Here is a 24,483-nt window from a genome sequence, read left to right on the forward strand (position 1 = left end):
CCAGAACCCACGGATTTACCCGGCGGCCCACCGCAACAGCCGCCCCACCTGCAAGGAGAGTGTCATGGCTTACAAGATCAAGGCTTCCGACTGCACCGCCTGCGGCGCCTGCGAGGCCGAGTGCCCGAACAACGCCATCAGCTTCAAGAAGGGCGCCTACGCCATCAACGCGGACCTGTGCACCGAGTGCAAGGGCCAGTTCTCCAGCCCGCAATGCGCCTCGGTCTGCCCGGCCGACTGCTGCGTCCCGGCCTGATCGCCCGAAACCCCTCTCCCGTCCCATCACGGGAGAGGGTGTCCATGGAGCGCACCGCCATGCTGGACGAGGTGGATGAAGGCTGGCTCAACCGCCGTTACTACGGCGGCGACCTGCCGCCCGAGGCGGAGCGGTTCCTGCATCTCGCCGCCGCCAGCCACGCCGACGCCGAGACGGCGCAGCGTTACCTCGCCCACGCCGCCGAGCTGGCGCCGGGTCATCGGCTGGTCGATCTCGGCCATTACAAGTTCCACTTCTACAAAGCGAACCTGGACACCGCCCTGCTCTACGGCGAGCGGATGCTCGGCCACGCCATGGCGGCCATCGGCCTGAACCACACCGACTGGCGCATGGTCGGCAACAATTCTTCCAAGTCATTGGGGGTCGACTTCGCGGGTCTGGAGCCGGCCCCGCGCCTGTTCCTGTTCGCCCTGACCGCAGTCGGCTACCTGCATCTGCGCCTGGGCCGTCTGGCCGAAGGGCGCGAGGCCCTGAACAAGGTCCGGGAGTTGGACCCGAAGGACCGCTTCGGAACCAGCCGCCTGCTCGCCGCCGCGGACCGTCACGAAGCCGGCCAACACGACGCCGGGCTGGAGGACGACGACGCATGAGCGACGACATCGACAAGGCGCTGGACTGGCTGGGCAACCCCGTCGACTGCGACGGCTGCGCCTGCCGCGACCGTCTGGCCGAGGGGCGCTGCGAACCGCTGCGCGCCTGCGTGCAGGACCGCTACGCCAAGCGCATCCAGCGCTTCTTCCAATGGAACGACGATCTGGCGGGCGAGCATCTCGACCACCCCTATTTCGAAGTCCGCGCCAACGCCGCCCGCTTCGCGCCGATCTTCATCGTGCCGCGGCTGATGGACGACCCCGACGAGACGGTGCGCGCCGCCGTCGCCCGCCGCCTGCCCCGCCGCCTGCTGCTGAAGATGCGCGGCGACCCCGACCGCGAGGTGCGCATCGCCGTCGCCTCCCGGCTGGAGGACGCCGACCTCTCGCCGCTGATGCGCGACCCCGATTACTCCGTCCGCCTGCGCGTCGCCCGCCGCGTGCCCGAGGGCATGCTGCCGGCGATGATGCACGACGAGGACCCGGAAATCCGGCTGGAGGTCGCCAACCGCATCGGGTTGGAATGGCTGATGAGCATGGCCTGGGACGACAGCGCCCGCGTGCGCATGGTCGTCGCCCGCCGCCTGCCTCCGGAAAAGCTGGCCGCGCTGATCCGCGACACCGACTGGTGCGTGCGCTTCGTCGTCGCCAGCCGCCTGCCGCCCGAAGACCTCGCCCCGCTGACCGAGGACCCGGTGGACGACGTCCGCACCGTGGCGCAGAAGCGCCGCGCCGGACTGCCCGCCACCGGCGACCTGATCCCCGACTGACGCCCCCGCACCAAGGAGCACCGAATGCGCGAGCGCGCCCGCGATCCGAACGAGCCGATCGAACTGGAAGACCGCCCCGCCTTCGAGGAGGGCCAGAAGGTCCGCGCCCTTCGCGACGTGCGCAACGACGGCACCTATCCCGGACGCCCGATGGGCGACTTCCTGATCCGCACCGGGGACATCGGCTACGTCAAGTCGATCGGTACCTATCTGCAGATGTATTATATCTACGGCATCGACTTTTACGAGAAGCGCATCATCGTCGGCATGCGCGCCAAGGAACTCGAACTGGTCGACGCCCGCTGCAACGACCCGCAGTGACCCTTCCCCCTAGGACCTTCCCGCCTGAGGAGCACGCGATGAGCGACGCCGTCACCGAAGCGAAGAAGCCCGGCTTCATCCCGCCCCGCGAACCGCTCTACGACTGGGGGCTGGCGGTCACCGCCGCGGTGGATCTCCACAACGACGGCAGCCACCCCAACGCCGAGGACGGCGCGCTGCTGGCTCCCAAGGGCACGCCCGGTACCATCGTACGCATCGGCCACGCCGAGGGCACGCAGATCCCCGTCTATCTGGTGGAGTTCCCGGCCGGCGTCGTCGTCGGCTGCCTGGAGGAGGAGATCACGCCCGCCGACGGCCGCCGCCGCGGCGTCCCCGGCGTGATGGACTGACCGCCCCCTCCGTGCCACGGCCTGCGATGGACCCATGATCTATCTCGACAACAACGCGACGACCCCGCTGGCGCCCGAGGTGCGGGAGGCGATGCTGCCCCACCTCTCCGGGGAGTTCGGCAACCCCTCCAGCCCGCACGCCGCCGGCATGGCCGCCAAGCGGGCGGTGGGCGAGGCGCGCGCCCGGGTGGCGGCGCTGGTCGGCGCGAAGGCGGCGGACATCCTCTTCACCGCCAGCGCGACGGAGGCCAACCACACGGCCCTGCTCGGCACGCTGCGCGCTCTGGCGATGGAGCGTCCGGAGCGCCGCCACCTCGTCACCACGGCGATCGAGCATCCCTCGACGCTGATGTTGGCGAGTGATCTGGAACGGCAGGGCTGGCGGGTCACTGTCCTGCCGGTGGATGGCACCGGCACCATCGCGCTCGCCGACCTACGCGACGCGGTGACGCCCGACACGGCGCTGGTCTCCGTCCTATGGGCGAACAACGAGACCGGGGCGATCCAGCCGGTCGGCGCCGCCGCCGACATCGCCCAGGCGCGCGGCGCCCTGTTCCACACCGACGCGGTGCAGGCCGCCGGGCGGCTGCCCATCAAGGTCGACGCGGTGAACGCCGACCTGCTGACCCTGTCGGCCCACAAGATGCACGGACCGAAGGGCATCGGCGCCCTCTTCATCCGCAAAGGCGTGCCCTTCGCCCCGCTAATCCACGGCCACCAGGAGCGCCACCGCCGCGGCGGGACCGAGAATGTGCCGGCCATCGTCGGCTTCGGCGCCGCCGCCAGCCGCGCCGCCGCCACGGTGGCGGAGGCCGGCGGGCTGGCGATTCTGCGCGACCGGCTGGAGCGCGGCGTGCTCGCCGGCTGGCCGGGCAGCCGGGTCAACGGCGAGGGGGCGGCCCGCCTGCCCAACACCAGCAACATCCGCTTCGCCGACCCGCAGGGCCGCCCGCTGGACGCGGAGGAGCTGCTGATGCGGCTCGACCGCGCCGGCATCGCCGTCTCCATGGGGGCGGCCTGCGCGTCCGGCGGCAACGAGCCGAGCCACGTCCTGACCGCCATGGGCCTGAGCCCGGCGGAGGCCGCGGCCAGCCTGCGCTTCTCCCTCAGCCGCTACAGCACGGCGGAGGAGGTGGAATCGGTCCTCAACGAGTTTCCCGCGCTCTACGCGCGGATCGCGGCCTGACCAAACGACAGCCCAAAACACGACGACTGGAGAGTGACATGAAGGTGATGGTGCGCAAGGCCGGTGAGCAATACACGATCTACGTCGCCAAGAAGGACTTGGAGGAGCCCATCACCGAGATGGAGAAACCGGGCCTGTGGGGCGGCTGGGTCAAGGTCGCCAACGGCTGGACGCTCGACCTGCCGGAGATGCCGGCGGACACCCGCCTGCCCATCACCGTCGAAGCCAAGAAGCGCGGCGCGGAGTGACCGCCATGGCCCTGTCCCCGGAACGGATCGACGCCATCGTCGCCCTGGCCGGCGGCCTCTTCGCGGACGGCACCCGGCTCGACGCCGTGGTCCGCGCCGTGCGCGAGGCGAACCCGGACCTGTCCAACGTCACCGGGGCGCACGCCGCGGTGATGGCGGAGGACGCCTTCCGGGAGGAGCCCGGCTTCAACCTCTACCTCGTGGACGGCACCAACCATTGCTGGCTCATCACCAACAAGCCGGAGACGGCGACCGGCGTGGTGATCGCGCAACGGGACGAGGACGACTGAATAAGGATCGCGGAATGACGATGCCCCCGGACAACTCAGCCGAAGACGACGCGGAGCTTGGCGACTACATCCCGCTGATCGACCCGGACATTTCGGAAGCGGAGGTGGCGGTGCTGGGCCGCATCCTCACCTCAGGCAGCCTCAGCGACGGGCGGATGACCGAGGGGTTCGAGAACGCCTTCGCCGCCTGGCTCGGCCGCGCGCATGCGGTGGCGGTGTCCAGCGGCACCATCGCCACGCTGATGGTGCTCAAGGCCTACGGCATCGGGCCGGGGGACGAGGTGCTCTGCTCCCCCTTCGGCTGGCATCAGGTACAGCACGCCATCGCGCTGGCCGGCGCGGAGCCGGTCTTCGTCGACATCGACTACTGGCAGCACACCATCAACCCGGCCAAGGCCGAGGCCAAGATCACGCCACGGACCAAGGCCATCCTGGCCGGCAACGTCAACGGCCACCCCGCCCACTGGGACGAGCTGCGCGCGCTCGCCGCGGACAAGGGGCTGATCCTGATCGAGGATTCGACCGAGGCCATCGGCTCCTCCTACAAGGGGAAGATGGTCGGCAGCTTCGGCGACTGCGCGGTCTTCGACTTTTCCGAACCCGGCGTGCTGGTGACCGGCGAAGGCGGGATGATCGTCACCGACGACCGCAACCTCGCCCATCAACTCCGTTATCTGCGCCGGCGCGAGATGGAGCACCGCAACACGGTGGTCATCACCCGCACCATTCCCTTCCAAGCGGGCATGAGCAACCTGACCGCCGCGCTGGGCCTCGTCCAGTTGAAGCGCCTGCCGGAAATCCTGGCGAAGCGCCGGGAGGTGGTCGCTCACTACGAGGCGGCCATGGCCTCCTTCGAAGGCATCAAGCCGCCCTACAAGGGGCCGGGCGCCGACGACGTGCACCCGATGGTCTACGCCGTCCATCTCGGCACCCGCTTCACCGCCTCGGGGCGCAAGGCGGTGCTGGAGGACCTGGCGACGCACGAGGTGGAGGCGTCGGACTACGGGCAGGCGCTCTACACCCAGCAATATTACCAGGAGCGCGGCGCCAGCCGGGCCGACTGCCCGGTCTGCCAGAAGACGGTCGACCGCGTGCTGGCCCTGCCGCTGCACCACAAGGTCACCGCCGACGAGGTGCAGTTCATCGTGGACACGCTGAAGGACGCCACCGTCAACACGGGGGCGGGCGCGGCGATCTATTTGTGAAACGCGTCCCTTCTATCCCCTCACCCGCCCAGCGGGGGAGGGTCAGGGAGGGGGCAAACGCCAGCCGAACGGGGTTAGCATGACCGACACCGCCGTCATCGACAGCATGGACACCAGCACGGGCACCGACACCATCATCGCGGACATCGCCGCGGCGCTGAAAGCGCGGGGCGTGGTGCCCTATCTCGGGCCGGGCGCCTTCGCGCTGCTGCCGGAGGCCGACTGCCCGATCCCGCGCACCTCGCTGGAACTGGCGCAGCGGCTGAACGCCAAGGTCGCCGCACCGGGCCGCATCCGCAGCCAGCTGACCGCCGTCGCCCAGTTCATCGAATCGCGGCGCCACCGCAAGACGCTGGACGGCATCCTGAACGAGATCTTCAAGCGCGAGGTCCCGGCGACGCCGGTTCACGCGTGGCTGGCCACCCTGCCCGCCCCGCCGATGATCGTCGATGTCTGGTACGACAACACGCTGGAACGCCTGCTGACCGCCGATGCGGAGCGGAGCTGGGGGCAGATCCAGGGACTCTCCCACCCGCAGGGCGTCGGCGAATGGGTGAAATACTACGCGCCCGGCGGGGCGGAGGTCGAGGCCGCCGCGGCGTCGGGCTGGGAAACCCTGCTCTACAAGCCTTCGGGCAGCGCCGCCCCAGCGGGGAACTACCTGATTTCCGACAGCGATTTTGTCGAAATCCTGACGGAGATCGACATCCAGACGCCGATTCCCGCCGTCGTTCAGGAGCGCCGGGCGGGCCGGAACTTCCTCTACCTCGGCTGCCGCTTCGACCAGGAGATCCAGCGCACCTTCGCCCGCCAGATCGCCAAGCGCTCGTCGGACAAGCACTGGGCGGTGATCGAGGGCGAGCTGTCGAAGAACGAGGCGCGCTTCCTGGAACTGCAGAACATCACCCGCCTCGACCTGCCTCTGGACGAGGCGGTCCGGCGGATCAGCGAGGCGATGGGGGCCAATTAAAGCTAGCGCGTCGCGAAGCTCCCCTCTCCCCTCTGGGGAGAGGGTGGCCCGAAGGGCCGGGTGAGGGGGTTGCGCTTGTGCCGGACGGCCCGCCACGCGCTTGCGCTTGTGCCGGACGGCCCGCCACGCGCCAACCCCCTCACCTAACCCTCTCCCCGGAGGGGAGAGGGGACATCGAGAGGGAACGCGGCGATCTTTACGCCGCGACCGGGGTCGCCAGGGCGTCGATCTCCTGCTGGGCGGCGGCCAGGGCCTTGGCGCGGGCGTCCGGGCCCATGCCGACGCCCTCGGCGCGGATCACCGTCACGTCGGTGACGCCCAGGAAGCCCAGCACCGTGCGCAGGAAGGCCTCCTGATGGTCCAGCGCGCTCATCGCGGCGTTGGTCGAGTAGACGCCGCCGCGCGTCGAGGCGATGTAGACCTTCTTGCCGCCGGCCAGACCGACCGGGCCGGTCTCGGTGTAGCGGAAGGTGCGGCCCGCCTGGGCGATGCGGTCGATCCAGGCCTTGAGCTGGGTCGGCACCGTGAAGTTGTACATCGGGGCGCCGATCACCACGACGTCGGCGGCCAGGAACTCGTCGACCAGCGCGTCGGTCAGGGCCAGTTCCTCCTGCTGGCGGGCGGTCAGGCCCTCCAGGTTGCGGAACTTCACGACCTGCATCAGCTCGCCGGTCAGGTGGTCCGGCGGGGCGACGGTCAGGTCGCGGGCGGACACCTCGGCGTCCGGCGTCGCCTGGAGCAGCGCCGCGACGATGGAGCCGGTGAGCTGGCGCGAAACGGAGGCGTCGCCCAGCGGGCTGGAATCGATGCGAAGGATCTTCATGGTCACGTCTTCCTATCCGGGAAGCGGGGCGCCGGTCCGGCACCGTCACCGCTTCGGTTTGTCTCGGAAGTGACCATAAGCCCGCTTACGCCAATCGATTGAGCCCCGATTTCGCCAATCTTCGTTGCACAGATCAGAACAATCCCCGGTCAGCGCACCCGATTGCCGCCCTTGAACACGACCATCTCGCCGCCCTTCATGACGGTCCAATCCTCGTCGCGGGTCAGGGGGCGGGTGGCGACCACCGTCACCACGTCGTCGGGCGTCGTCTCCTTGGCGAAATCGACGCTCATGTCCTCGTCGATCAGCGTCGCCGGGCCGAAGGGGGCCTTGCGGGTCAGCCAGGCGAGGTTGGTCGCGCAATGGCACCACAGATACCGCCCGTCACTGAGCAGCATGTTGAAGACGCCCAGCGTGCCGAGGTCGGTGGCGAGGTCGCGGATCAGCCGCATCAGGGCGCCGCTGCTCTTGGGCGGCTCCGGATACTGCATGCGGATCTGGTCGAGCAGCCAGCAGAAGGCGTGCTCGCTGTCCGTCGTCCCGACCGGCTCGTAGAAGGTCAGCGTCCGTTCCTTGATGCCCTTGAGCTGGCCGTTGTGGGCGAAGGTCCAGACGCGGCCCCACAGCTCCCGCGTGAAGGGGTGGGTGTTCTCCAGCGACACCCGGCCGCGGTTGGCGCGGCGGATGTGGGAGATGACCACGCAGGACTTGATGGAATAGCTGCTGACCAGCCGCGCGATCTCCGACTCGCAGCTCGGCGCCGGGTCGTGGAAGGTGCGGCAGCCCTTCCCCTCGTAGAAAGCGATTCCCCAGCCGTCGCGGTGCGGACCGGTCTGCCCGCCGCGGCGCATCAGGCCGCGAAAGCTGAAGCAGATGTCCGTGGGCACGTTGGCGCTCATGCCCAGGAGTTCGCACATGGATCGGCCCCCATCGCTGAAATGTCGGGTTTCAAACAGGACGGGGGCAAACCTACGACAGTCCGGGTTGTCCCGTCACCCCTTTGCGGGTGGTGGGCAGGGTGGCATCCCGGCGCGGGCGCAGCCTTCCAGCTTGCCCTCCGGCGCCCCGGCGGCCAGCCCGATCCAGGCGTCCACCCGCTCCGCCTCGAAGCCGCAGTCGCGGCGGTCGCCCACCTGCATCAGCGGGCGGCGGATCAGCAGCGGCGTCGTCAGCATCAGCGCCAGGGCGGCGGCCTCGTCCAGCGCGTCCGGATCGACCTCGCCGCTCTTCACCGCGGGGGCGGCGCGATTGAACCACTCGGCCACCGGGCGGTCGCCGAAGAAGGGGCGCAGGCGGTCCGCCGTCCAGGGCTCGGACAGCAGGTCGCGGGCGTGGACGGTGTGCCCGGCCTCCGCCAGCAGCGCCTTCTGGCGGTTGTTGCCGGCGCAGCCGGGCTTTTCGAAGAAGATCACGTCGGCCATGGTCGAAATCACCCCTGCTTGAGCGCCGGGGAGCGGGCGAGCAGCCCGTCCACCTGGGCGCAGATTTCGTTGTAGACGTCGCGGTCGAGCTTGCGCAGCCAGCGCGGCGGGATGGTCTCCACGCCATAAGTGGCGCCGGCCAGCATGCCGGCGATGGCGCCGGTGGTGTCGGCGTCGCCGCCCTGGTTGACGGTCTCGACGACGCAGGATTCCACGGAATCGGTCTGGAAATAATAGTGCATGACCGTCTGCATCGTATCGACGATGTAGGCGGTGGCGAGGCCCCGGTAGGGCTGGAACTTGAATTGCCGGTGCTTCGCGATGAGCTTGTTCGATTCGTCGCGCACGTCGCGCACGCTGCCGCCCAGCACCAGACGGCGGACCATGTGGCCGAGCGTCAGAGTCGCCGCGTCGGACATCGCGTTGCAGTGGGTGATGTGCGCCTGCTCCACCGTCCAGCGCTCGAAGGCGTCGTCGTCGCCCAGCGTCGCCAGGGCGACCGGCAGGTTGCGCATCGCCGCCCCGTTGCCGGCGTGATACTCGCTCTCCGGCTCCGACAGGGTGCCGTGCATGATGAAGCGGCGGATGCCGCGCCGTGTCGTGTCCCCGACATCGACGGGAACGCCCTTCAGCCAGACGGCGAACTCCTCCGCGGCGCGGCGGGCGTCCCACTCCGGGGCGGCCAGGATGGCGCGGCCGAGATGGATCGACATCTCGGTGTCGTCGGTCACCTGCCCGGCGGGCAGCTTCAGCCAGCCGCCGCCCTTGATGTGCTTGTGCACGCCGTACTGGTGGGCGATCTCGCCCTTTGTCAGAAACTCGACGGTGGCGCCCAGCGCGTCGCCGCAGGCCAGCCCGAGATAGGCGCCCAGCGCGCGTGAGCGGATGGAATGGTCAGTCATGGGCCGGATCTGTCCCGTGATCGGTTGTCAGAGAAGCGACACCCCCACCCTGTAGTCCCCGCCGACGACCAGATACTCGCCCTCCCCTTTGAAGGGGTAGCGGGGCAGGATGTCGCGGAAGAAGACCACCTTGGTGAGCGGCACCCAGGTTTCGAGGATGTAGTCCCCGAACTGGCCGGCGATGTCGCGCTCGATGGAAAAGGAGCTGAGGTTGTTGAGGCGCAGGACCGCCGTGCGCTTGTCGGGGCGCGCGACGATGTGGTGCTCCTCGAAATCGTTGACGCCGCGGTAGAGCCGGATGTGGCTGGCGCGGGACGGCATCGGCGCGTCCGGCCAGCCGCGGCGCATCCACCACTGGCAATACTCGTACAGCAGGTCGAGCTGCAGGTTGATGTTGTTGTTGTGAAAGCGGGTGGCGACCTTCTCCTCGCCGTAGGTCCGCCACGCGTCGGAGGCGAAGCGCAGGATCGGTTCCTTGTGATAGGTGGGCAGCAGACCGAACCGGCTCTCCACCCAGCCTTTCAGCACAGCCCCCTCGGCGTTGTTGCTGTCGAACAGCCACCCCTTCAGCAGGCGCAGGTAGCTGGCGCGGTAGCGCCGCCGCCCGTCTGTGCCCTCGGCGCCGGAAAAATCCGGGTTCAGCCCGAAGGTGAAGGCCATGTGGTGCTGGAAGATGTCGGCGGCGATTAGGCTGTTCGGGCTCTCGTCGAGCGCTTCGAACAGCACGGCGTGTTCGCTGCGCGTGCCGCCGATGCGCAGGCGCCGCGGTTCGTCGTTGAAGGATTCCGCGCACAGCGCTTCCGCCGTCACGTTCAGCAGGTTGGTGCGATGCGCCTTCAACGCCAGCGGCGAATCCGGATCGATCAGCCGCCCCCGCGCATCCCTCAAACCACCGCTCGCCGAACCGTCCGCCATCGCGCTCTCAAATCCACAATTCTTTCATGGATACCGCGAACCGGCGCGTCCGCCAAGGGTCCGCGTCATCGCAGGGCGATGTCGCCTAGCCCGCAATACATTTCGAATTCGAAAACAATTCTACTAAACAGCCGAAACAACTTTTGGCTTACTCCAAATATCTTAAAAATATCCGTTTGAACGGATGATGAGACGACACCATAGTTCTTCGATTGGGATTCAGTGCACCGCAAGACGAGGCAAGGCCATGTGGCCGATGAAGCGTAAGGAACAGGAGACGCGCAACCGGGCGGTACAGCCCCCGCGCGTTCTTCTTCCTTCCGCCGTCTCGGAAAAGATGCCGATGCGTTCAGGACGGCCGCCGGTTCCGCTGCGCGGCGCCAGGGAGGCCCGCGACGCCGTGACGCTCGCCCGGCTGCTGCGCGGCACCATAACCCCGCTGCGCGGCGACGAGGTGCTGGCCCTGCTGGAGCCCCACCGCCCGCGTCTGGTGCCCAAGCCGGTCAACCCGCTGGCCGCCATGCTCGGCCAGCCGCAGGGCCGCCTGCTGGAGGCGCTGCTGCGACCCACCGCCCCGATCATCCTGGACGTCCTGCTGCCCCGCCTGCGCGACCATCTGATCGACCGCGTCGTCCACAACAAGGGCACCGCCGAGGATGGGCTGCCCGGCGCGCCGGAGGTGGCCACCGCCCTGCGCGCCCTGGTCGCCCTGCTGCGCGGTGCCGGGCGCGGCGCCGTGCTGTCGGTGGTCTCGGCCATCGAGGCGGACGCCCGCGCCGACGCCGACCGGCTGGTCCGCGGCGAAGCGCCCGTCGCAACCGCGGAAGACGATCCGGCCGGCGTCGCGGGGGGCGCCACCGCCGGCGCCATGGACAGCCTCGCCCACGCCCTGCTGCGCTTCGAGGCGCGGCGGCTGATGCTGGAGACGCTGGGCGCCACCGTCGCCCTGCGCGACGTCGTCTATCAATCGCGTCGTCTCACCCGCCACGCCCTGCGCCGGGCGGCGGAGGCCATGGACGGCTTCGGCGCCGACCGCGGCATCAAGGCGCTGCACGCCAGCCTCGCCACGCTGGCCTCGGTGGACGGGCTGCTCGTCGTTGCGATGCGGAACCTCGATGACCAGGAGGAGCACCGCGAGGAGGCCAACGCCTTCGTCGAACCCGCCGACCGCAAGGCGATGAACGATTGCCTGTCGGCGGCGTGGCGGCTTTCCGACACGCTGTTCGATCTTGTCGGAAAGGCCGCCAACGGTGGCGACCTCGACGAGCTGCTGTTCGAGGCGCTGCTGCGCCAGCTCCGCTCCCTGCACCAGTTCTGCACCGACCTCGACCATGCCGGGCGGCCGGCGGTGCTCGACACGCTGGAGCGCCGTCTGGCCGAGCGCAGCCGCGCGCTGGCCGGCATCGCCGGGGAGCGTCTCGTCGGCATCCTGCTCGCCCGTCCCGCCGACCCGGCCAAGGCGCGCCGCCTGCTCGCCCGCGGCCAGTCGCTGGCCCAGCTTCTCTATGACATGGGCCAGGACGGCGACGAGCTGGAGGCGCTGGCCCTGCGCCTCGTCATTGCCCGCGACGCGCTGAACCACGCCGCCGCCTGAGCCGCGAAGGCGCCGTTCGGGCGCCATCCACCCATCTCATCCTTTTCATTGCGAGAGACCCGACAAAATGTCGGGCTTTGTCGGGTATGTCACAGGCCCGACAAAGCGGGCCGCACTCGTCCGCAATCTAATTTGTTGTTCATTTTCAATGACTTAAAAATTTTCCGCAAACTGGCACGAGGGATGCAGAGAAGGGGTCGAAGCGGCCGCTGGGCAGGCCGCCCCGGAATTGAAGACACCCTGTAGACCCAAGCAAAGGAGTAACCTCCCATGTCTTTGCGCCAGATTGCGTTCTACGGTAAGGGCGGTATCGGCAAGTCCACCACCTCCCAGAACACCCTGGCCGCGCTGGTCGAGCTGGATCAGAAGATCCTGATCGTCGGCTGCGATCCGAAGGCCGACTCGACCCGCCTGATCCTGCACGCCAAGGCGCAGGACACCGTGCTGCACCTCGCCGCCGAAGCCGGCTCGGTCGAGGATCTGGAGCTCGAGGACGTTCTCAAGATCGGCTACAAGGGCATCAAGTGCGTCGAGTCCGGCGGTCCGGAGCCGGGGGTCGGCTGCGCCGGCCGCGGCGTGATCACCTCGATCAACTTCCTGGAAGAGAACGGCGCCTACGACGACGTCGACTACGTCTCCTACGACGTGCTGGGCGACGTGGTGTGCGGCGGTTTCGCCATGCCCATTCGCGAGAACAAGGCCCAGGAAATCTACATCGTCATGTCCGGTGAGATGATGGCGCTCTACGCCGCCAACAACATCGCCAAGGGCATTCTGAAGTACGCCCACAGCGGCGGCGTGCGCCTCGGCGGCCTGATCTGCAACGAGCGCCAGACCGACAAGGAAATCGACCTCGCCTCGGCCCTGGCCGGCCGCCTCGGCACCCAGCTCATCCACTTCGTGCCGCGCGACAACATCGTGCAGCACGCCGAGCTGCGCCGCATGACCGTGATCGAGTACGCGCCGGACAGCCAGCAGGCCCAGGAATACCGCCAGCTCGCCAACAAGGTCCACGCGAACAAGGGCAAGGGCACCATCCCGACCCCGATCACGATGGAAGAGCTGGAAGAGATGCTGATGGACTTCGGCATCATGAAGTCGGAGGAGCAGCAGCTCGCCGAGCTCCAGGCCAAGGAAGCCGCCAAGGCCTGACACCTGGATCCCTGACGGGGCACAGGTCTGAACTGGCCCCCTCCCCAGCCCACCCCGCCATTGTGCGCGGGGTGGGAGAGAGGGGGCTCGGTCCCGCGCTGAAGTGGCGCGGACAATGAGAGCATGCAGGAGACTGGCACCATGAGCCTGTCCGTGAACGAAGGCGTCGACGTCAAGGGTCTCGTCGACAAGGTTCTCGAAGCGTATCCCGAGAAGTCGCGCAAGCGCCGCGCCAAGCACCTGAACGTGCTGGAGGCCGAGGCGAAGGACTGCGGCGTCAAGTCGAACATCAAGTCGATCCCCGGTGTGATGACCATCCGTGGTTGCGCCTACGCCGGTTCCAAGGGCGTGGTGTGGGGTCCGATCAAGGACATGATCCACATCTCCCACGGCCCGGTCGGCTGCGGCTACTACTCCTGGTCCGGCCGCCGCAACTACTATGTCGGCGACACCGGCGTGGACAGCTGGGGCACGATGCACTTCACCTCCGACTTCCAGGAGAAGGACATCGTCTTCGGCGGCGACAAGAAGCTGCACAAGGTGATCGAGGAGATCAACGAGCTGTTCCCGCTCGTCAACGGCATCTCCATCCAGTCCGAGTGCCCGATCGGCCTGATCGGCGACGACATCGAGGCGGTCGCCCGCGCCAAGTCGGAAGAGCTGGGCAAGCCGGTCGTTCCGGTCCGTTGCGAAGGCTTCCGCGGCGTCTCCCAGTCGCTGGGCCACCACATCGCCAACGACGTCATCCGCGACTGGATCTTCGAGAAGACCGAGCCGAAGGAAGGCTTCGTCTCCACCCCGTACGACGTCACCATCATCGGTGACTACAACATCGGTGGCGACGCCTGGGCCAGCCGCATCCTGCTGGAGGAGATCGGCCTGCGCGTGATCGCCCAGTGGTCGGGCGACGGCACCCTCGCCGAGCTGGAGAACACGCCGAAGGCGAAGGTGAACCTCATCCACTGCTACCGCTCGATGAACTACATCGCGCGCCACATGGAAGAGAAGTTCGGTATTCCGTGGATGGAGTACAACTTCTTCGGCCCGTCGCAGATCGCCGAGTCCCTGCGCAAGATCGCCGCTCTCTTCGATGACACCATCAAGGAGAACGCGGAGAAGGTCATCGCCAAGTACCAGCCGATGGTCGACGCCGTCATCGCCAAGTTCAAGCCGCGGCTCGAAGGCAAGAAGGTGATGATCTACGTCGGCGGCCTCCGTCCGCGCCACGTGGTCGACGCCTACCATGACCTGGGCATGGAGATCGTCGGCACGGGTTACGAATTCGCCCACAACGACGACTATCAGCGCACCCAGCACTACGTGAAGGAAGGCACGCTGATCTACGACGACGTCACCGCCTTCGAACTGGAGAAGTTCGTCGAGGTGATGCGTCCGGACCTCGTCGCCTCGGGCATCAAGGAAAAGTACGTCTTCCAGAAGATGGGCCTGCCCTTCCGCCAGATGCACTCCTGGGATTACTCGGGTCCGTATCACGGCTACGACGGCTTCGCGATCTTCGCCCGCGACATGGATCTGGCCATCAACAACCCCGTCTGGGGCATCATGAAGGCTCCGTTCTAAAGCGGCCTCTGGAAGATAGGAGTAATGAGCATGTCCCACCCCGTTTCCCAGAGCGCCGACAAGGTCATCGACCACTTCACGCTCTTCCGTCAGCCCGAATACAAGGAGCTGCTCGAGCGCAAGAAGACGGAGTTCGAGTACGGCCACTCCGACGAAGAGGTCGCCCGGGTTTCCGCGTGGACCAAGACGGAAGAGTACAAGGAAAAGAACTTCGCCCGTGAGGCGGTCGTCATCAACCCGACGAAGGCCTGCCAGCCGATCGGCGCGATGTTCGCGGCCCAGGGCTTCGAGGGCACCCTGCCCTTCGTCCATGGCTCGCAGGGCTGCGTCGCCTACTACCGCACGCACCTCACCCGCCACTTCAAGGAGCCGAACTCCGCGGTCTCCTCGTCGATGACAGAAGACGCGGCGGTGTTCGGCGGCCTGAACAACATGATCGACGGCCTGGCCAACGCCTACGCGCTGTACAAGCCGAAGATGATCGCCGTGATGACCACCTGCATGGCGGAAGTCATCGGCGACGACCTCTCGGGCTTCATCAACAACGCGAAGAACAAGGAAAGCGTCCCGGCGGATTTCCCGGTTCCCTTCGCCCACACCCCGGCCTTCGTCGGCAGCCACATCGTCGGCTACGACAACATGATCAAGGGTGTTCTGACCCACTTCTGGGGCACGTCGGAGAACTTCGACACCCCGAAGAACGAGAAGATCAACCTGATCCCGGGCTTCGACGGCTTCGCGGTCGGCAACAACCGCGAGCTGAAGCGCATCGCCGGCCTGTTCGGCATCGACCTGACGATCCTGTCGGACGTGTCGGACAACTTCGACACCCCGGCCGACGGCGAGTACCGCATGTATGACGGCGGCACCCCGCTGGAGGCCACGAAGGAGGCCGTCCACGCCAAGGCCACCATCTCCATGCAGGAATACTGCACCCCGCAGTCCCTGCAGTTCATCAAGGAGAAGGGCCAGCAGGTCGCCAAGTACAACTACCCGATGGGCGTCACCGGCACCGACGAGCTTCTGATGAAGCTGGCCGAGCTGTCCGGCAAGCCGGTCCCGGCGGAGTTGAAGCTGGAGCGCGGCCGTCTCGTCGACGCCATCGCCGACAGCCACACCCACCTGCACGGCAAGCGCTTCGCCGTGTACGGCGACCCGGACTTCTGCCTGGGCATGTCGAAGTTCCTGATGGAGCTGGGCGCCGAGCCGGTGCACATCCTGTCCACCTCCGGCTCGAAGAAGTGGGAGAAGCAGGTCCAGAAGACGCTCGACGCCTCGCCGTTCGGCAAGTCCGGCAAGGCCTACGGCGGCAAGGACCTCTGGCACCTGCGCTCGCTGCTGTTCACCGACAAGGTCGACTACATCATCGGCAACAGCTACGGCAAGTATCTGGAGCGCGACACCAAGATCCCGCTCATCCGCCTGACCTACCCGATCTTCGACCGCCACCACCATCACCGTTACCCGACCTGGGGCTACCAGGGCGCTCTGAACGTGCTGGTGCGCATCCTGGATCGGATCTTCGAGGATATGGACGCCAACACGAACATCGTCGGCGAGACCGACTACTCGTTCGATCTGGTGCGCTGACCTCCCCCGGCCGGCGCGGGGCCTCCATCCCCCCGCCCGGCCGCTTCCCCGGAGAGCCGGAGCCCACCGCAAGGTGGGCTCCGGCTTTTCCATGTCCGGCCTGCCGCCTCGCCCATAAACGCAGACAAACATTATCTGCGTTTTCCGTCTTGCGCTTGAGAACGCGGACTGATACGGTCTGTGTTGTTGAGACCGTTGGACGGGCCACGCCATGGCACACCTCACCGCAAGCGTCGAATACGGCATCCACTGCCTGCTCTGGCTGGCCGCCGCCGGCGACACGCCGCTGAGCAGCCGGGATCTGGCGGAGTTGCAGGGAATCTCCCCCTCCTTCCTTGCCAAGATTTTCCCGAAGCTGGAGAAGGCGGGAATCGTCACGGCCAGCGAAGGGGTGCGCGGCGGCTACCGCCTCGCCAAGGCGCCGGAAGACATCAGCTTCCTCGTCATCGTCGACGCCATCGAGGGCGAGAAGCCGCTGTTCGAGTGCCAGGAGATCCGCGGCCGCTGCGCCGTCTTCGACGACAGACCGCCGGATTGGGCGACCTCCGGTGTTTGCGCCATCCACGCCGTGATGCTGAAGGCCGAGAAGGCGATGCGCGACACGCTGGCCAAGGAAACGCTGGCCAGCGTCGGCGAGACCTTCGGGCGCAAGGCCCCGCCGGACTTCCAAGGCGACGTCCAGACCTGGATCGACTCGCGCCTCAGCGCCCGCGCCGCATCACGGACACGGCAGACACCGTAGCTGGCCACCGCAGCCGGCCCGACCACCACGCCTCATCCAATGCCCTGAAACACCTCCCGGACCTCCGCCGGACGGACGGGATGGCTGCCGCGCACCCGCGCGCCAGAACGCTCCCTCCTGTCCGGCTTTCAGAAGGACACAGAGTCATGACCCAACAAATCGTCATCGCCGGTTCCGGTTTCGCCGGATTGTGGGCCGCCCTGTCCGCCGCCCGCGCCGTGGCGCTGGCCGGCCGCGACGGCGACGTCGCTATCACCGTCGTCTCGCCGGCCCCCCAGCTCCACATCCGCCCCCGCCTCTACGAAGCGGTGCTGGAAGGCATGGCGCCGGACCTCGCGGCGCTGTTCGAGGCGGTGGGCGTCCGCCACGTCTCCGGCGTCGTGACAACGATCCACGCCGGCCATCGCGCGGTGGACGTCACCGGCACCGACGGCGCCCGGTTCACCCTGCCCTACGACCGCTTCGTCCTGGCCGCGGGCAGCCGCCTGTTCACCCCGCCCATTCCCGGTCTCGCCGAGCACGCCTTCAACGTCGACCAACTCGACAGCGCGCACGCCCTCGACGCCCATCTGAAGGCCCTGGCCGCCCAGCCGGAGACGGCGGCGCGCAACACCGTGGTGGTGGCCGGCGGCGGCTTCACCGGCATCGAGACGGCGGCGGAGATGCCGGACCGGCTGCGCGCCATCCTGGGCGCGGACGCCAAGGTCCGCGTCGTGGTGGTCGAACAGGCGCCGGCCATCGGCCCCGATCTCGGCCCGGTGCCGCGCCCCGTCATCGAGCAGGCGCTGGCCGAATGCGGCGTGGAGATCGTCGCCGGCACGGCGGTCGCCGCCGTCGACGCTGGAGGCGTCACCACCTCCACCGGCGAGCGCATCGCCGCCGACACCGTCGTCTGGACGGCGGGCGCCCGCGCCAACCCTCTGGCCGCGCAGATCAGCGGCGAGCATGACCGGTTCGGGCGCGTCCCGGCCGATCCGTTCCTGCAGGCGGTCGGCAGCGACGGGATCTTCGTCACCGGGGACGTGGCGCGGGCTGCCACCGACGACCTCGGCAACGTCGCCGCGATGTCCTGCCAGCACGCCCTCAGCTTGGGCCGCGTCGCCGGCCACAACGCCGCGGCGGAGCTGGTCGGCCTGCCCACCCACCCCTACAGCCAGCCCAAATACGTGACCTGCCTCGATCTCGGCCCGTGGGGCGCGCTCTTCACTGAAGGCTGGGACCGGCAGGTTCGGCTGACCCGCGAGGAGGGCAAGGCGGTGAAGCGCGAGATCAACACCAAGTGGATCTACCCGCCCCAGCCGGACCGCGACGCCGTCTTCGCGATCGCCAACCCCGATTATGTGATCGTTCCCTGACGATGGCCCTGCGGAACCGCGCCCCTTGCCACCGCAGCGCGCGGTTCCTCACAGGCGTTACTTTCGGTGGAACATTCCGGCAGCGCCAGCCCGCAGCCTTTGCAGGCACACCCGCCTCACAGCTTTCCATGGAAAGAGATCGACGGACAACGGTCTCGTTCGCCTTTGCGAATCCCCTCTTTGGCGCTTGTTGGTTGAATAAACTGGGATCTAAATCTCTGGGCTACGAGCCATCACCACCGGAAGAATGACCACAACATCAACAAAAAATTGCGTGCAATTACCTATCTGCGAAACGACATATCTTAGCGAATACAATCATCGCCGAAACGACATGGCACCCCACAACACCGCATGAACGCCAATTAATTGTTTTTTATATAAATTGCCGATAACCTCAAATCATCATTCCCTTTTTGCCCCATAAGGACAATCAACATGCCCTTTAAAACCTTTCTAAGGTCGGCAGACACGGAAGCGACGGAAATAACCACCGCATTAGACAAATCTAATGGCATAATCACCTTTGACACATCTGGCAACATATTGTCGGCGAATGATCAATTTCTCCGATGTATGGGCTACAGCTTCGAGGAAATCAAAGGGAAGCATCACCGGATTTTCGTCGAACCGAACCTTCACGATAGCCTGGATTACAAGAATTTTTGGGAGTGTCTGCGCCGGGGTGAGTTCCAGTCCTCCCTCTACAAACGCATCGGCAAGGGCGGGCGCGAGGTCTGGATCGAGGCGTCCTACAACCCGATCAAGAACCGCCAGGGCGTCACCCACAAGGTGGTCAAGGTGTGCACCGACGTCACCGAGCGCCATCTGGAGCACATCGATCTGCGCGGCAAGGCGGAGGCCATCTCGAAGTCCCAGGCGGTGATCGAATTCACCCCCGATGGCACCGTCATCACCGCCAATGAGAATTTCCTGTCCCTGCTCGGCTACACGCTGCGGGAGATCGAGGGGCGCCACCACAGCACCTTCGTCGATCCGGCGGAGCATGGCGGCGCGGACTACCGGGCCTTCTGGGAGAGCCTGCGGCAGGGCCGTTTCCAGGCCGCCCAGTACAAGCGGATCGGCAAGGGCGGCCGCGTTGTGTGGATTCAGGCGTCCTACAACCCGGTGTTCGACACCAGCAACCGGCTGTCCAAGATCGTCAAGTTCGCCACCGACATCACCCGTCAGGTGGAACTGCTGGACCAGTTGAAGGCGCTGATCGACAACAACTTCACCGAGATCGACGCCGCGCTCTCCGCCGCCGGCCGGCAGGCCGAGGACGCCGCCCAGCGGTCCGGCGCGACGCAAGGCACCGTCCAGACCGTCGCCGCCAGCGCCGAGGAACTCGCCGCGTCGGCCCGCGAGATCGCCGACAGCATGATCCGTTCGCGCCAAGCGGCGAGCACCGCGATGGACGAGACGGGGAACGCCGACCGGGCGGCGGCGCGCCTGACGGAGGTCGCCAAGGCGATGGGCGGCATCGTCGATCTGATCAGCTCCATCGCCAGCCAGATCAACCTGCTGGCGCTCAACGCCACCATCGAGGCGGCGCGGGCCGGCGAGGCGGGGCGCGGCTTTGCGGTTGTCGCCAACGAGGTCAAGAATCTCGCCAACCAATCGGCCAACGCGACCGCCCAGATCTCCAAGGAGATCGAAGGCATGCAGGCCGTCTCGTCCGACGTGGTCGCGTCGCTGGGCAACATCCGTCAGGCCACCAGCAACCTGATGGAGTTCGTCACCGTCTCCGCCGGAGCGGTGGAGGAGCAGAGTGCGGTGACCGGCGACATGTCCACCAACATGCAGAACGCGTCGGCCTCGGTCAGCGCCGTCGACCACAACATCGGCGCCATCAACTCCGCGATCACCCAGATCGCCTCGGCGGTCTCGGAAACCAAGGAAGCCGCCAAGGTTCTGGCCCGTTGAGGGCACGCGCCGTGCGCGGCTGGCCCTCGCCCCGGGCTGTGCGATACCCGACAAAGTCCGCGATTGTCGGGTATCGCACACGAGGCCGATCTCCTTAACTTATTGAATATAAACAATTCACAGTCTGGTACACTTCCTGCATATGACTGACCCACAGGCGCCGATGTCGGCCAATGGCGGGAGAAGGTCATGCTCCAGGAAAAGCTCCAGGACGTCTTCAACGAGCCGGGTTGCTCCACCAACCAAGCCAAGTCGGAGAAGGAGCGGAAGAAGGGTTGCTCCAAGGCTCTGAAGCCGGGAGCTGCCGCCGGAGGCTGCGCCTATGACGGCGCGATGATCGCGCTCCAGCCGATCGCCGACGCCGCCCACCTCGTGCACGGGCCGATCGCCTGCCTCGGCAACTCCTGGGACAACCGCGGCACCAAATCATCGGGCTCGCAGCTCTACCGCACCGGCTTCACCACGGACATGTCGGAACTCGACATCATCCACGGCGGCGAGAAGAAGCTCTACAAGGCAATCAAGGAGATCGTGCAGCAGTACGATCCGCCAGCCGTCTTCGTCTATCAGACCTGCGTCCCCGCCATGATCGGCGACGACATCGAGGCGGTCTGCAAATTCGCCGCGAAGAAGCTGGGCAAGCCGGTGATCCCGGTGATGGCGCCGGGCTTCGTCGGGTCGAAGAATCTGGGCAACAAGCTGGCCGGCGAGACGCTGCTCGACCACGTCATCGGCACGGTGGAGCCGGAGGTCACGACCCCGACCGACATCTGCATCGTCGGCGAATACAATCTGGCCGGCGAGCTGTGGCTGGTGAAGCCGCTGCTCGACGAGATCGGCATCCGCATCCTGTCCTGCATCTCCGGCGACGGGCGCTACAACGAGGTGGCGCAGGCCCACCGGGCGCGGCTGACCATGGTGGTCTGCTCGCAGGCGCTGGTGAATGTCGGGCGCAAGATGCAGGAGCGCTGGGGCATCCCCTATTTCGAAGGCTCCTTCTACGGCGTGTCGGACATGTCGGACACGCTGCGCACCATGGCCCGCATGCTGGTGGAGCGCGGCGCCGACAAGGCGATCATCGACCGCACCGAAGGCGTCATCGCCCGCGAGGAAAGCCGCGTCTGGCGGCGTCTGGAACCCTACAAGCCGCGCTTCGACGGCAAGCGCGTCCTGCTGTTCACCGGCGGCGTGAAGAGCTGGTCGATGGTCACCGCGCTGGAAGGCGCCGGGCTGACCATCGTCGGCACCTCCACCAAGAAGTCGACCAAGGAGGACAAAGAGCGCATCAAGAAGATGAAGGGGGAGGAGTTCCACCAGTGGGACGACCTGAAGCCCCGCGACATCTACAAGATGCTGCGCGACAGCGAGGCCGACATCATGATGTCCGGCGGCCGGTCGCAGTTCATCGCGCTGAAGGCCAAGGTGCCGTGGCTCGACCTGAACCAGGAGCGCCACACCCCCTACGCGGGCTATGACGGCATCGTCAACCTGTGTGAGGAAATCGACAAGACCCTGTCCAACCCGATCTGGCGGCAGGTGCGTCTGGCCGCCCCCTGGGACTTGAAACCGGATGCCAGGCCGGATGCCAAGCCGGTGGGAGCGTAACCGCCATGGGCAACATCCAGCGCTTCCCCCACTCCGCCAAGGCGGCCGCCACCAACCCGCTGAAGATGAGCCAGCCGCTGGGTGCGGCGCTCGCCTTCCTCGGCGTGGACCGCTGCATGCCGCTGTTCCACGGCAGCCAGGGCTGCACCGCCTTCGGGCTGGTCCTGCTGGTCCGCCATTTCCGCGAGGCCATCCCGCTCCAGACCACGGCGATGGATCAGGTCTCCACCATCCTCGGCGGCTACGAGAATCTGGAGCAGGCCGTCCGCACCATCCACGAGCGCAACGCGCCCGCCCTGATCGGCGTCGCCACCACCGGCGTGACCGAGACCAAGGGCGAGGACATGGCCGGCCAGTATTCGCTGTTCCGCCAGCGCAACCCCGCCTTGGCCGGCCTGAAGCTGGTCTTCGCCAACACCCCGGACTTCTCCGGCGGGTTCGAGGACGGCTTCTCCGCCGCGGTGACCGGCATCGTCGAGGAGGTCGTCCAGCCGTCCGACAAGACGGTGAAGGGCCAGATCAACGTGCTGGCCGGCAGCCACCTGTCGCCGGGCGACGTGGAAGAGCTGCGCGACATCATCGAAAGTTTCGGCCTGTCGCCGATCTTCCTGCCCGACCTGTCGCTGTCCATGTCGGGCCGCCAGCCCGACGACTTCACGGCGACCTCGCTGGGCGGCGTGACGGTGGAACAGATCGCGTCGATGGGCGCGTCGGAAGCCACGCTGGTGGTCGGCGAGCATATGCGCGTCGCCGCCGCGGCGCTGGAGCTGAAGACCGACGTGCGCAGCCTTTTCTTCGACCGGCTGACCGGGCTGGAGGCGTCGGACCGCCTCGTCCGCACCCTGTCGGAGCTGTCGGGCCGTCCGGTGCCGGCGAAGCTGCGGCGCCAGCGCGAGACGCTGGTGGACGGCATGCTCGACGGGCATTTCTTCTACAGCCGCAAGCGGATCGCCGTGGCGCTGGAGCCGGACCTGCTCTACGCCGTCACCAGCTTCCTGGCCGACATGGGGGCGGAGGTGATCGCCGCCGTCTCCCCCACCCAGACCGCCGTGCTGGAGAAGCTGAAGGCCGCGACCGTCATGGTCGGCGACCATTCCGACGTGGAGACGCTGGCCCGCGACGCCGACCTGATCGTGTCGAACTCCCACGGGCGGCAGGGGGCGGGGCGCATCGGCGTGCCGCTGCACCGCATGGGCCTCCCGATGTTCGACCGGCTGGGCGCCGGGCTGAAGGTCCATATCGGCTATCGCGGCACGCGCGAGCTTCTGTTCGAAATCGGCAACCTGTTCCTGTCCCGCGAGATGGACCACGACGAGCACGGCCACGGCCATGACCACGGTCACGGTCATCGTCATGGGGACGGGCATGAACACGGCCAGCACTGCGGGAGCGGATCATGCGGATGCAGCGCCGGCTGAGTGTGGTGGGCCAAGCCGAGGACGGCCGGCCCCGCAAAGGAGGTTCCATGAAGGTCGCTTTCTGCACCCAGGACATGCAGCACGTCGATGCGCATTTCGGGTGGGCCAAGAACATCGTGGTCTACGAGGTGGACAAGGCCGGCTACACGATGGTCGAGACCTGCCAGTTCGGCGGCTCGATGTTCGAGGACGGCAACGAGGACAAGCTGATCCCGAAGCTGGACGCGCTGGCCGATTGCGCCATCGTCTACCTGTCGGCCATCGGCGCCTCCGCCGCCGCCCGCGTGGTGGCGAAGAAGATCCACCCCGTGAAGGTGGAGGCCACGGACAGCATCACCGCACTGCTCGACCGTCTGGTCGAAACCATCAACGGCAACCCGCCGCCCTGGCTGCGCAAGGCCCTGAACGCCGGCCAGCCGCAGGAGCTGGCCTTCGACGAGGAGGATTGAGAGCATGACCGACACCACCGTGGCCACCGGGAGCGACCTTTCCGAGGCCTTCCTGAAGACTCTGGTCATGCTGTTCCGCGCCGAAGACAGCTACGGCGCCTGGGAAGGCAAGAGCGATGAGACGATCCTCGCTCCCTTCATCCTCGACAAGGAAGCCCGCGCCGCCATTCCGATCATGGGCGACCCGGACCCCGACACGCTGTGGCGGCTGGAGCTGTTCTACAAGGCCGTCGGCATCACGGTCGAGAAGCAGACCGGCCACATCGCCTCCCCCATCATGAAGATGAGCCACGAGGGCTTCGGCCGCATGGTGCTGACCACGGGCCGGCTGGTCGTGGTGTCGAAGCACCTGCGCGACGTTCACCGCTTCGGCTTCCCGTCGCTGGAGAAGCTGGCCGCCGACGGCGCCAAGATCGTCGAGGAGGCCGTGGCGCTGATCCGCAAATACCCTGACGTCGCCGATCTGTGAGGATTCCGCCATGTCCGACATCGACGCCCTGAAGGACGAGGTCAAGAAGCTCAACGCCCGCGCGACCCAGAAGAAGATGGACCTGCACGACCTGTCGGAGGAACTGCCGCAGAACTGGCAATCCATCCTCCAGGTCGCCCAGGAGACCTACGACGCCTACAAGACCCTGACCGAGAAGCGCGCCGCGCTGAAGGCGCTGGAGACGGCGTCCGCCTGAGCGGCCTGAATGGAAACATTGCCCCCACCCTAACCCTCCCCCGCTTCGCAGGGGAGGGAACTCCGCCGCTTCGCGATCATCTCCCTCCCCTGCGATAGCGGGGGAGGGCCGGGGTGG

27 protein-coding genes are annotated in these 24,483 nt (G+C 67.1%); 22 read left to right on the forward strand and 5 right to left on the reverse strand.

The window, feature by feature from the left end; genetic code table 11:
* Positions 1-64: 64 nt before the first annotated feature.
* The 10 genes from ABAZ39_RS09705 (at position 65) to ABAZ39_RS09750 (ending at position 6,207) form a co-directional block, all read left to right on the forward strand.
* Positions 65-256: a 4Fe-4S binding protein gene (locus ABAZ39_RS09705; protein ID WP_014239802.1), complete on the forward strand. Its 192-nt coding sequence runs from the start codon at positions 65-67 to the stop codon at positions 254-256.
* A 44-nt stretch (positions 257-300) separates the two neighbouring features.
* Positions 301-867, forward strand: a complete 567-nt coding sequence (locus tag ABAZ39_RS09710; RefSeq protein WP_051657910.1) for a hypothetical protein — start codon at positions 301-303, stop codon at positions 865-867.
* Positions 864-1,637 carry a 4Fe4S-binding leucine-rich repeat protein gene (locus ABAZ39_RS09715; RefSeq protein ID WP_038528949.1) on the forward strand — a complete coding sequence of 258 codons (774 nt, stop codon included), beginning with the start codon at positions 864-866 and terminating at the stop codon, positions 1,635-1,637. Before ABAZ39_RS09710 ends, ABAZ39_RS09715 begins: the two co-directional genes overlap by 4 nt.
* A gap of 24 nt (positions 1,638-1,661) precedes the next feature.
* Positions 1,662-1,958 (forward strand): nitrogen fixation protein NifZ, encoded by a 297-nt coding sequence (locus ABAZ39_RS09720; protein WP_038528952.1) that lies wholly within the window; start codon positions 1,662-1,664, stop codon positions 1,956-1,958.
* Between the two features lie 38 nt (positions 1,959-1,996).
* Positions 1,997-2,308 carry a nitrogen fixation protein NifZ gene (locus tag ABAZ39_RS09725; protein ID WP_051657911.1) on the forward strand — a complete coding sequence of 104 codons (312 nt, stop codon included), beginning with the start codon at positions 1,997-1,999 and terminating at the stop codon, positions 2,306-2,308.
* A 34-nt stretch (positions 2,309-2,342) separates the two neighbouring features.
* A complete protein-coding gene (locus ABAZ39_RS09730; protein WP_038528955.1) occupies positions 2,343-3,494 on the forward strand; it encodes a cysteine desulfurase family protein in 1,152 nt (383 codons plus the stop codon).
* 38 nt (positions 3,495-3,532) lie between these two features.
* On the forward strand, positions 3,533-3,742 hold the full coding sequence (nifT, locus tag ABAZ39_RS09735; RefSeq protein WP_035672252.1) for a putative nitrogen fixation protein NifT: 210 nt from the start codon (positions 3,533-3,535) through the stop codon (positions 3,740-3,742).
* A gap of 5 nt (positions 3,743-3,747) precedes the next feature.
* Positions 3,748-4,032, forward strand: coding sequence for a DUF6129 family protein (locus ABAZ39_RS09740; RefSeq protein WP_038528960.1), 285 nt, complete (start codon positions 3,748-3,750; stop codon positions 4,030-4,032).
* Between the two features lie 14 nt (positions 4,033-4,046).
* Complete coding sequence (locus ABAZ39_RS09745; protein WP_200885616.1) at positions 4,047-5,237, forward strand: DegT/DnrJ/EryC1/StrS family aminotransferase; 1,191 nt, start codon at positions 4,047-4,049, stop codon at positions 5,235-5,237.
* Between the two features lie 79 nt (positions 5,238-5,316).
* Positions 5,317-6,207, forward strand: a complete 891-nt coding sequence (locus tag ABAZ39_RS09750) for an SIR2 family protein (protein ID WP_081862942.1) — start codon at positions 5,317-5,319, stop codon at positions 6,205-6,207.
* A gap of 196 nt (positions 6,208-6,403) precedes the next feature.
* Here the strand turns inward: ABAZ39_RS09750 and ABAZ39_RS09755 are convergent, their stop codons facing one another.
* From ABAZ39_RS09755 to ABAZ39_RS09775, 5 genes are all read right to left on the reverse strand, one after another.
* Positions 6,404-7,030: an FMN-dependent NADH-azoreductase gene (locus ABAZ39_RS09755; protein ID WP_038528963.1), complete on the reverse strand. Its 627-nt coding sequence runs from the start codon at positions 7,028-7,030 to the stop codon at positions 6,404-6,406.
* A gap of 149 nt (positions 7,031-7,179) precedes the next feature.
* A complete protein-coding gene (locus tag ABAZ39_RS09760; protein WP_038528966.1) occupies positions 7,180-7,947 on the reverse strand; it encodes a class II glutamine amidotransferase in 768 nt (255 codons plus the stop codon).
* A 75-nt stretch (positions 7,948-8,022) separates the two neighbouring features.
* Positions 8,023-8,451 (reverse strand): ArsC/Spx/MgsR family protein, encoded by a 429-nt coding sequence (locus ABAZ39_RS09765; protein ID WP_038531125.1) that lies wholly within the window; start codon positions 8,449-8,451, stop codon positions 8,023-8,025.
* Positions 8,452-8,459: 8 nt separating this feature from the next.
* Complete coding sequence (gene draG, locus ABAZ39_RS09770) at positions 8,460-9,353, reverse strand: ADP-ribosyl-[dinitrogen reductase] hydrolase (RefSeq protein WP_038528969.1); 894 nt, start codon at positions 9,351-9,353, stop codon at positions 8,460-8,462.
* Between the two features lie 27 nt (positions 9,354-9,380).
* Entirely contained in the window at positions 9,381-10,268 is an 888-nt protein-coding gene (locus ABAZ39_RS09775) for an NAD(+)--dinitrogen-reductase ADP-D-ribosyltransferase (protein WP_038528972.1), read from the reverse strand.
* A 343-nt stretch (positions 10,269-10,611) separates the two neighbouring features.
* Here ABAZ39_RS09775 and ABAZ39_RS09780 point away from each other — a divergent pair, with 343 nt between their 5' ends.
* The 12 genes from ABAZ39_RS09780 to ABAZ39_RS09835 all read left to right on the forward strand — a co-directional run bounded on the left by ABAZ39_RS09780 (position 10,612) and on the right by ABAZ39_RS09835 (position 24,366).
* The gene (locus tag ABAZ39_RS09780; protein WP_247875081.1) at positions 10,612-11,862 is read left to right on the forward strand and encodes an amino acid adenylation domain-containing protein; all 1,251 of its coding nucleotides are present in this window, start codon (positions 10,612-10,614) and stop codon (positions 11,860-11,862) included.
* A 270-nt stretch (positions 11,863-12,132) separates the two neighbouring features.
* The gene (gene nifH, locus ABAZ39_RS09785) at positions 12,133-13,014 is read left to right on the forward strand and encodes a nitrogenase iron protein (RefSeq protein ID WP_038528978.1); all 882 of its coding nucleotides are present in this window, start codon (positions 12,133-12,135) and stop codon (positions 13,012-13,014) included.
* Between the two features lie 141 nt (positions 13,015-13,155).
* Positions 13,156-14,595 (forward strand): nitrogenase molybdenum-iron protein alpha chain, encoded by a 1,440-nt coding sequence (nifD, locus tag ABAZ39_RS09790; RefSeq protein WP_014239785.1) that lies wholly within the window; start codon positions 13,156-13,158, stop codon positions 14,593-14,595.
* Between the two features lie 30 nt (positions 14,596-14,625).
* Entirely contained in the window at positions 14,626-16,185 is a 1,560-nt protein-coding gene (gene nifK, locus ABAZ39_RS09795; protein ID WP_038531127.1) for a nitrogenase molybdenum-iron protein subunit beta, read from the forward strand.
* 211 nt (positions 16,186-16,396) lie between these two features.
* The gene (locus tag ABAZ39_RS09800) at positions 16,397-16,927 is read left to right on the forward strand and encodes an RrF2 family transcriptional regulator (protein WP_038528981.1); all 531 of its coding nucleotides are present in this window, start codon (positions 16,397-16,399) and stop codon (positions 16,925-16,927) included.
* 146 nt (positions 16,928-17,073) lie between these two features.
* The gene (locus ABAZ39_RS09805; protein ID WP_038528984.1) at positions 17,074-18,282 is read left to right on the forward strand and encodes an NAD(P)/FAD-dependent oxidoreductase; all 1,209 of its coding nucleotides are present in this window, start codon (positions 17,074-17,076) and stop codon (positions 18,280-18,282) included.
* A 438-nt stretch (positions 18,283-18,720) separates the two neighbouring features.
* Positions 18,721-20,208 carry a methyl-accepting chemotaxis protein gene (locus tag ABAZ39_RS09810; RefSeq protein WP_051657912.1) on the forward strand — a complete coding sequence of 496 codons (1,488 nt, stop codon included), beginning with the start codon at positions 18,721-18,723 and terminating at the stop codon, positions 20,206-20,208.
* A 189-nt stretch (positions 20,209-20,397) separates the two neighbouring features.
* Positions 20,398-21,813 (forward strand): nitrogenase iron-molybdenum cofactor biosynthesis protein NifE, encoded by a 1,416-nt coding sequence (gene nifE, locus ABAZ39_RS09815; RefSeq protein ID WP_038528990.1) that lies wholly within the window; start codon positions 20,398-20,400, stop codon positions 21,811-21,813.
* Positions 21,814-21,818: 5 nt separating this feature from the next.
* Positions 21,819-23,231, forward strand: coding sequence for a nitrogenase iron-molybdenum cofactor biosynthesis protein NifN (gene nifN / locus ABAZ39_RS09820; protein ID WP_038528995.1), 1,413 nt, complete (start codon positions 21,819-21,821; stop codon positions 23,229-23,231).
* Positions 23,232-23,278: 47 nt separating this feature from the next.
* Positions 23,279-23,680 (forward strand): nitrogen fixation protein NifX, encoded by a 402-nt coding sequence (gene nifX / locus ABAZ39_RS09825; RefSeq protein ID WP_038531130.1) that lies wholly within the window; start codon positions 23,279-23,281, stop codon positions 23,678-23,680.
* A gap of 4 nt (positions 23,681-23,684) precedes the next feature.
* Entirely contained in the window at positions 23,685-24,149 is a 465-nt protein-coding gene (locus tag ABAZ39_RS09830) for a NifX-associated nitrogen fixation protein (protein ID WP_038529001.1), read from the forward strand.
* A 10-nt stretch (positions 24,150-24,159) separates the two neighbouring features.
* Positions 24,160-24,366, forward strand: coding sequence for a CCE_0567 family metalloprotein (locus ABAZ39_RS09835; RefSeq protein ID WP_035672275.1), 207 nt, complete (start codon positions 24,160-24,162; stop codon positions 24,364-24,366).
* Positions 24,367-24,483: the final 117 nt, after the last annotated feature.

The organism is Azospirillum argentinense (assembly GCF_000632475.1).
Lineage (GTDB): Bacteria > Pseudomonadota > Alphaproteobacteria > Azospirillales > Azospirillaceae > Azospirillum > Azospirillum baldaniorum.

Bases quoted from the DNA above. Each gene is read 5' to 3' on its own strand.
- ABAZ39_RS09705 (WP_014239802.1), top strand. From the start codon at position 65: ATGGCTTACAAGATCAAGGCTTCCGACTGCACCGCCTGCGGCGCCTGC.
- ABAZ39_RS09710 (WP_051657910.1), top strand. From the start codon at position 301: ATGGAGCGCACCGCCATGCTGGACGAGGTGGATGAAGGCTGGCTCAAC.
- ABAZ39_RS09715 (WP_038528949.1), top strand. From the start codon at position 864: ATGAGCGACGACATCGACAAGGCGCTGGACTGGCTGGGCAACCCCGTC.
- ABAZ39_RS09720 (WP_038528952.1), top strand. From the start codon at position 1,662: ATGCGCGAGCGCGCCCGCGATCCGAACGAGCCGATCGAACTGGAAGAC.
- ABAZ39_RS09725 (WP_051657911.1), top strand. From the start codon at position 1,997: ATGAGCGACGCCGTCACCGAAGCGAAGAAGCCCGGCTTCATCCCGCCC.
- ABAZ39_RS09730 (WP_038528955.1), top strand. From the start codon at position 2,343: ATGATCTATCTCGACAACAACGCGACGACCCCGCTGGCGCCCGAGGTG.
- nifT (WP_035672252.1), top strand. From the start codon at position 3,533: ATGAAGGTGATGGTGCGCAAGGCCGGTGAGCAATACACGATCTACGTC.
- ABAZ39_RS09740 (WP_038528960.1), top strand. From the start codon at position 3,748: ATGGCCCTGTCCCCGGAACGGATCGACGCCATCGTCGCCCTGGCCGGC.
- ABAZ39_RS09745 (WP_200885616.1), top strand. From the start codon at position 4,047: ATGACGATGCCCCCGGACAACTCAGCCGAAGACGACGCGGAGCTTGGC.
- ABAZ39_RS09750 (WP_081862942.1), top strand. From the start codon at position 5,317: ATGACCGACACCGCCGTCATCGACAGCATGGACACCAGCACGGGCACC.
- ABAZ39_RS09755 (WP_038528963.1), bottom strand. From the start codon at position 7,030: ATGAAGATCCTTCGCATCGATTCCAGCCCGCTGGGCGACGCCTCCGTT.
- ABAZ39_RS09760 (WP_038528966.1), bottom strand. From the start codon at position 7,947: ATGTGCGAACTCCTGGGCATGAGCGCCAACGTGCCCACGGACATCTGC.
- ABAZ39_RS09765 (WP_038531125.1), bottom strand. From the start codon at position 8,451: ATGGCCGACGTGATCTTCTTCGAAAAGCCCGGCTGCGCCGGCAACAAC.
- draG (WP_038528969.1), bottom strand. From the start codon at position 9,353: ATGACTGACCATTCCATCCGCTCACGCGCGCTGGGCGCCTATCTCGGG.
- ABAZ39_RS09775 (WP_038528972.1), bottom strand. From the start codon at position 10,268: ATGGCGGACGGTTCGGCGAGCGGTGGTTTGAGGGATGCGCGGGGGCGG.
- ABAZ39_RS09780 (WP_247875081.1), top strand. From the start codon at position 10,612: ATGCGTTCAGGACGGCCGCCGGTTCCGCTGCGCGGCGCCAGGGAGGCC.
- nifH (WP_038528978.1), top strand. From the start codon at position 12,133: ATGTCTTTGCGCCAGATTGCGTTCTACGGTAAGGGCGGTATCGGCAAG.
- nifD (WP_014239785.1), top strand. From the start codon at position 13,156: ATGAGCCTGTCCGTGAACGAAGGCGTCGACGTCAAGGGTCTCGTCGAC.
- nifK (WP_038531127.1), top strand. From the start codon at position 14,626: ATGTCCCACCCCGTTTCCCAGAGCGCCGACAAGGTCATCGACCACTTC.
- ABAZ39_RS09800 (WP_038528981.1), top strand. From the start codon at position 16,397: ATGGCACACCTCACCGCAAGCGTCGAATACGGCATCCACTGCCTGCTC.
- ABAZ39_RS09805 (WP_038528984.1), top strand. From the start codon at position 17,074: ATGACCCAACAAATCGTCATCGCCGGTTCCGGTTTCGCCGGATTGTGG.
- ABAZ39_RS09810 (WP_051657912.1), top strand. From the start codon at position 18,721: ATGCCCTTTAAAACCTTTCTAAGGTCGGCAGACACGGAAGCGACGGAA.
- nifE (WP_038528990.1), top strand. From the start codon at position 20,398: ATGCTCCAGGAAAAGCTCCAGGACGTCTTCAACGAGCCGGGTTGCTCC.
- nifN (WP_038528995.1), top strand. From the start codon at position 21,819: ATGGGCAACATCCAGCGCTTCCCCCACTCCGCCAAGGCGGCCGCCACC.
- nifX (WP_038531130.1), top strand. From the start codon at position 23,279: ATGAAGGTCGCTTTCTGCACCCAGGACATGCAGCACGTCGATGCGCAT.
- ABAZ39_RS09830 (WP_038529001.1), top strand. From the start codon at position 23,685: ATGACCGACACCACCGTGGCCACCGGGAGCGACCTTTCCGAGGCCTTC.
- ABAZ39_RS09835 (WP_035672275.1), top strand. From the start codon at position 24,160: ATGTCCGACATCGACGCCCTGAAGGACGAGGTCAAGAAGCTCAACGCC.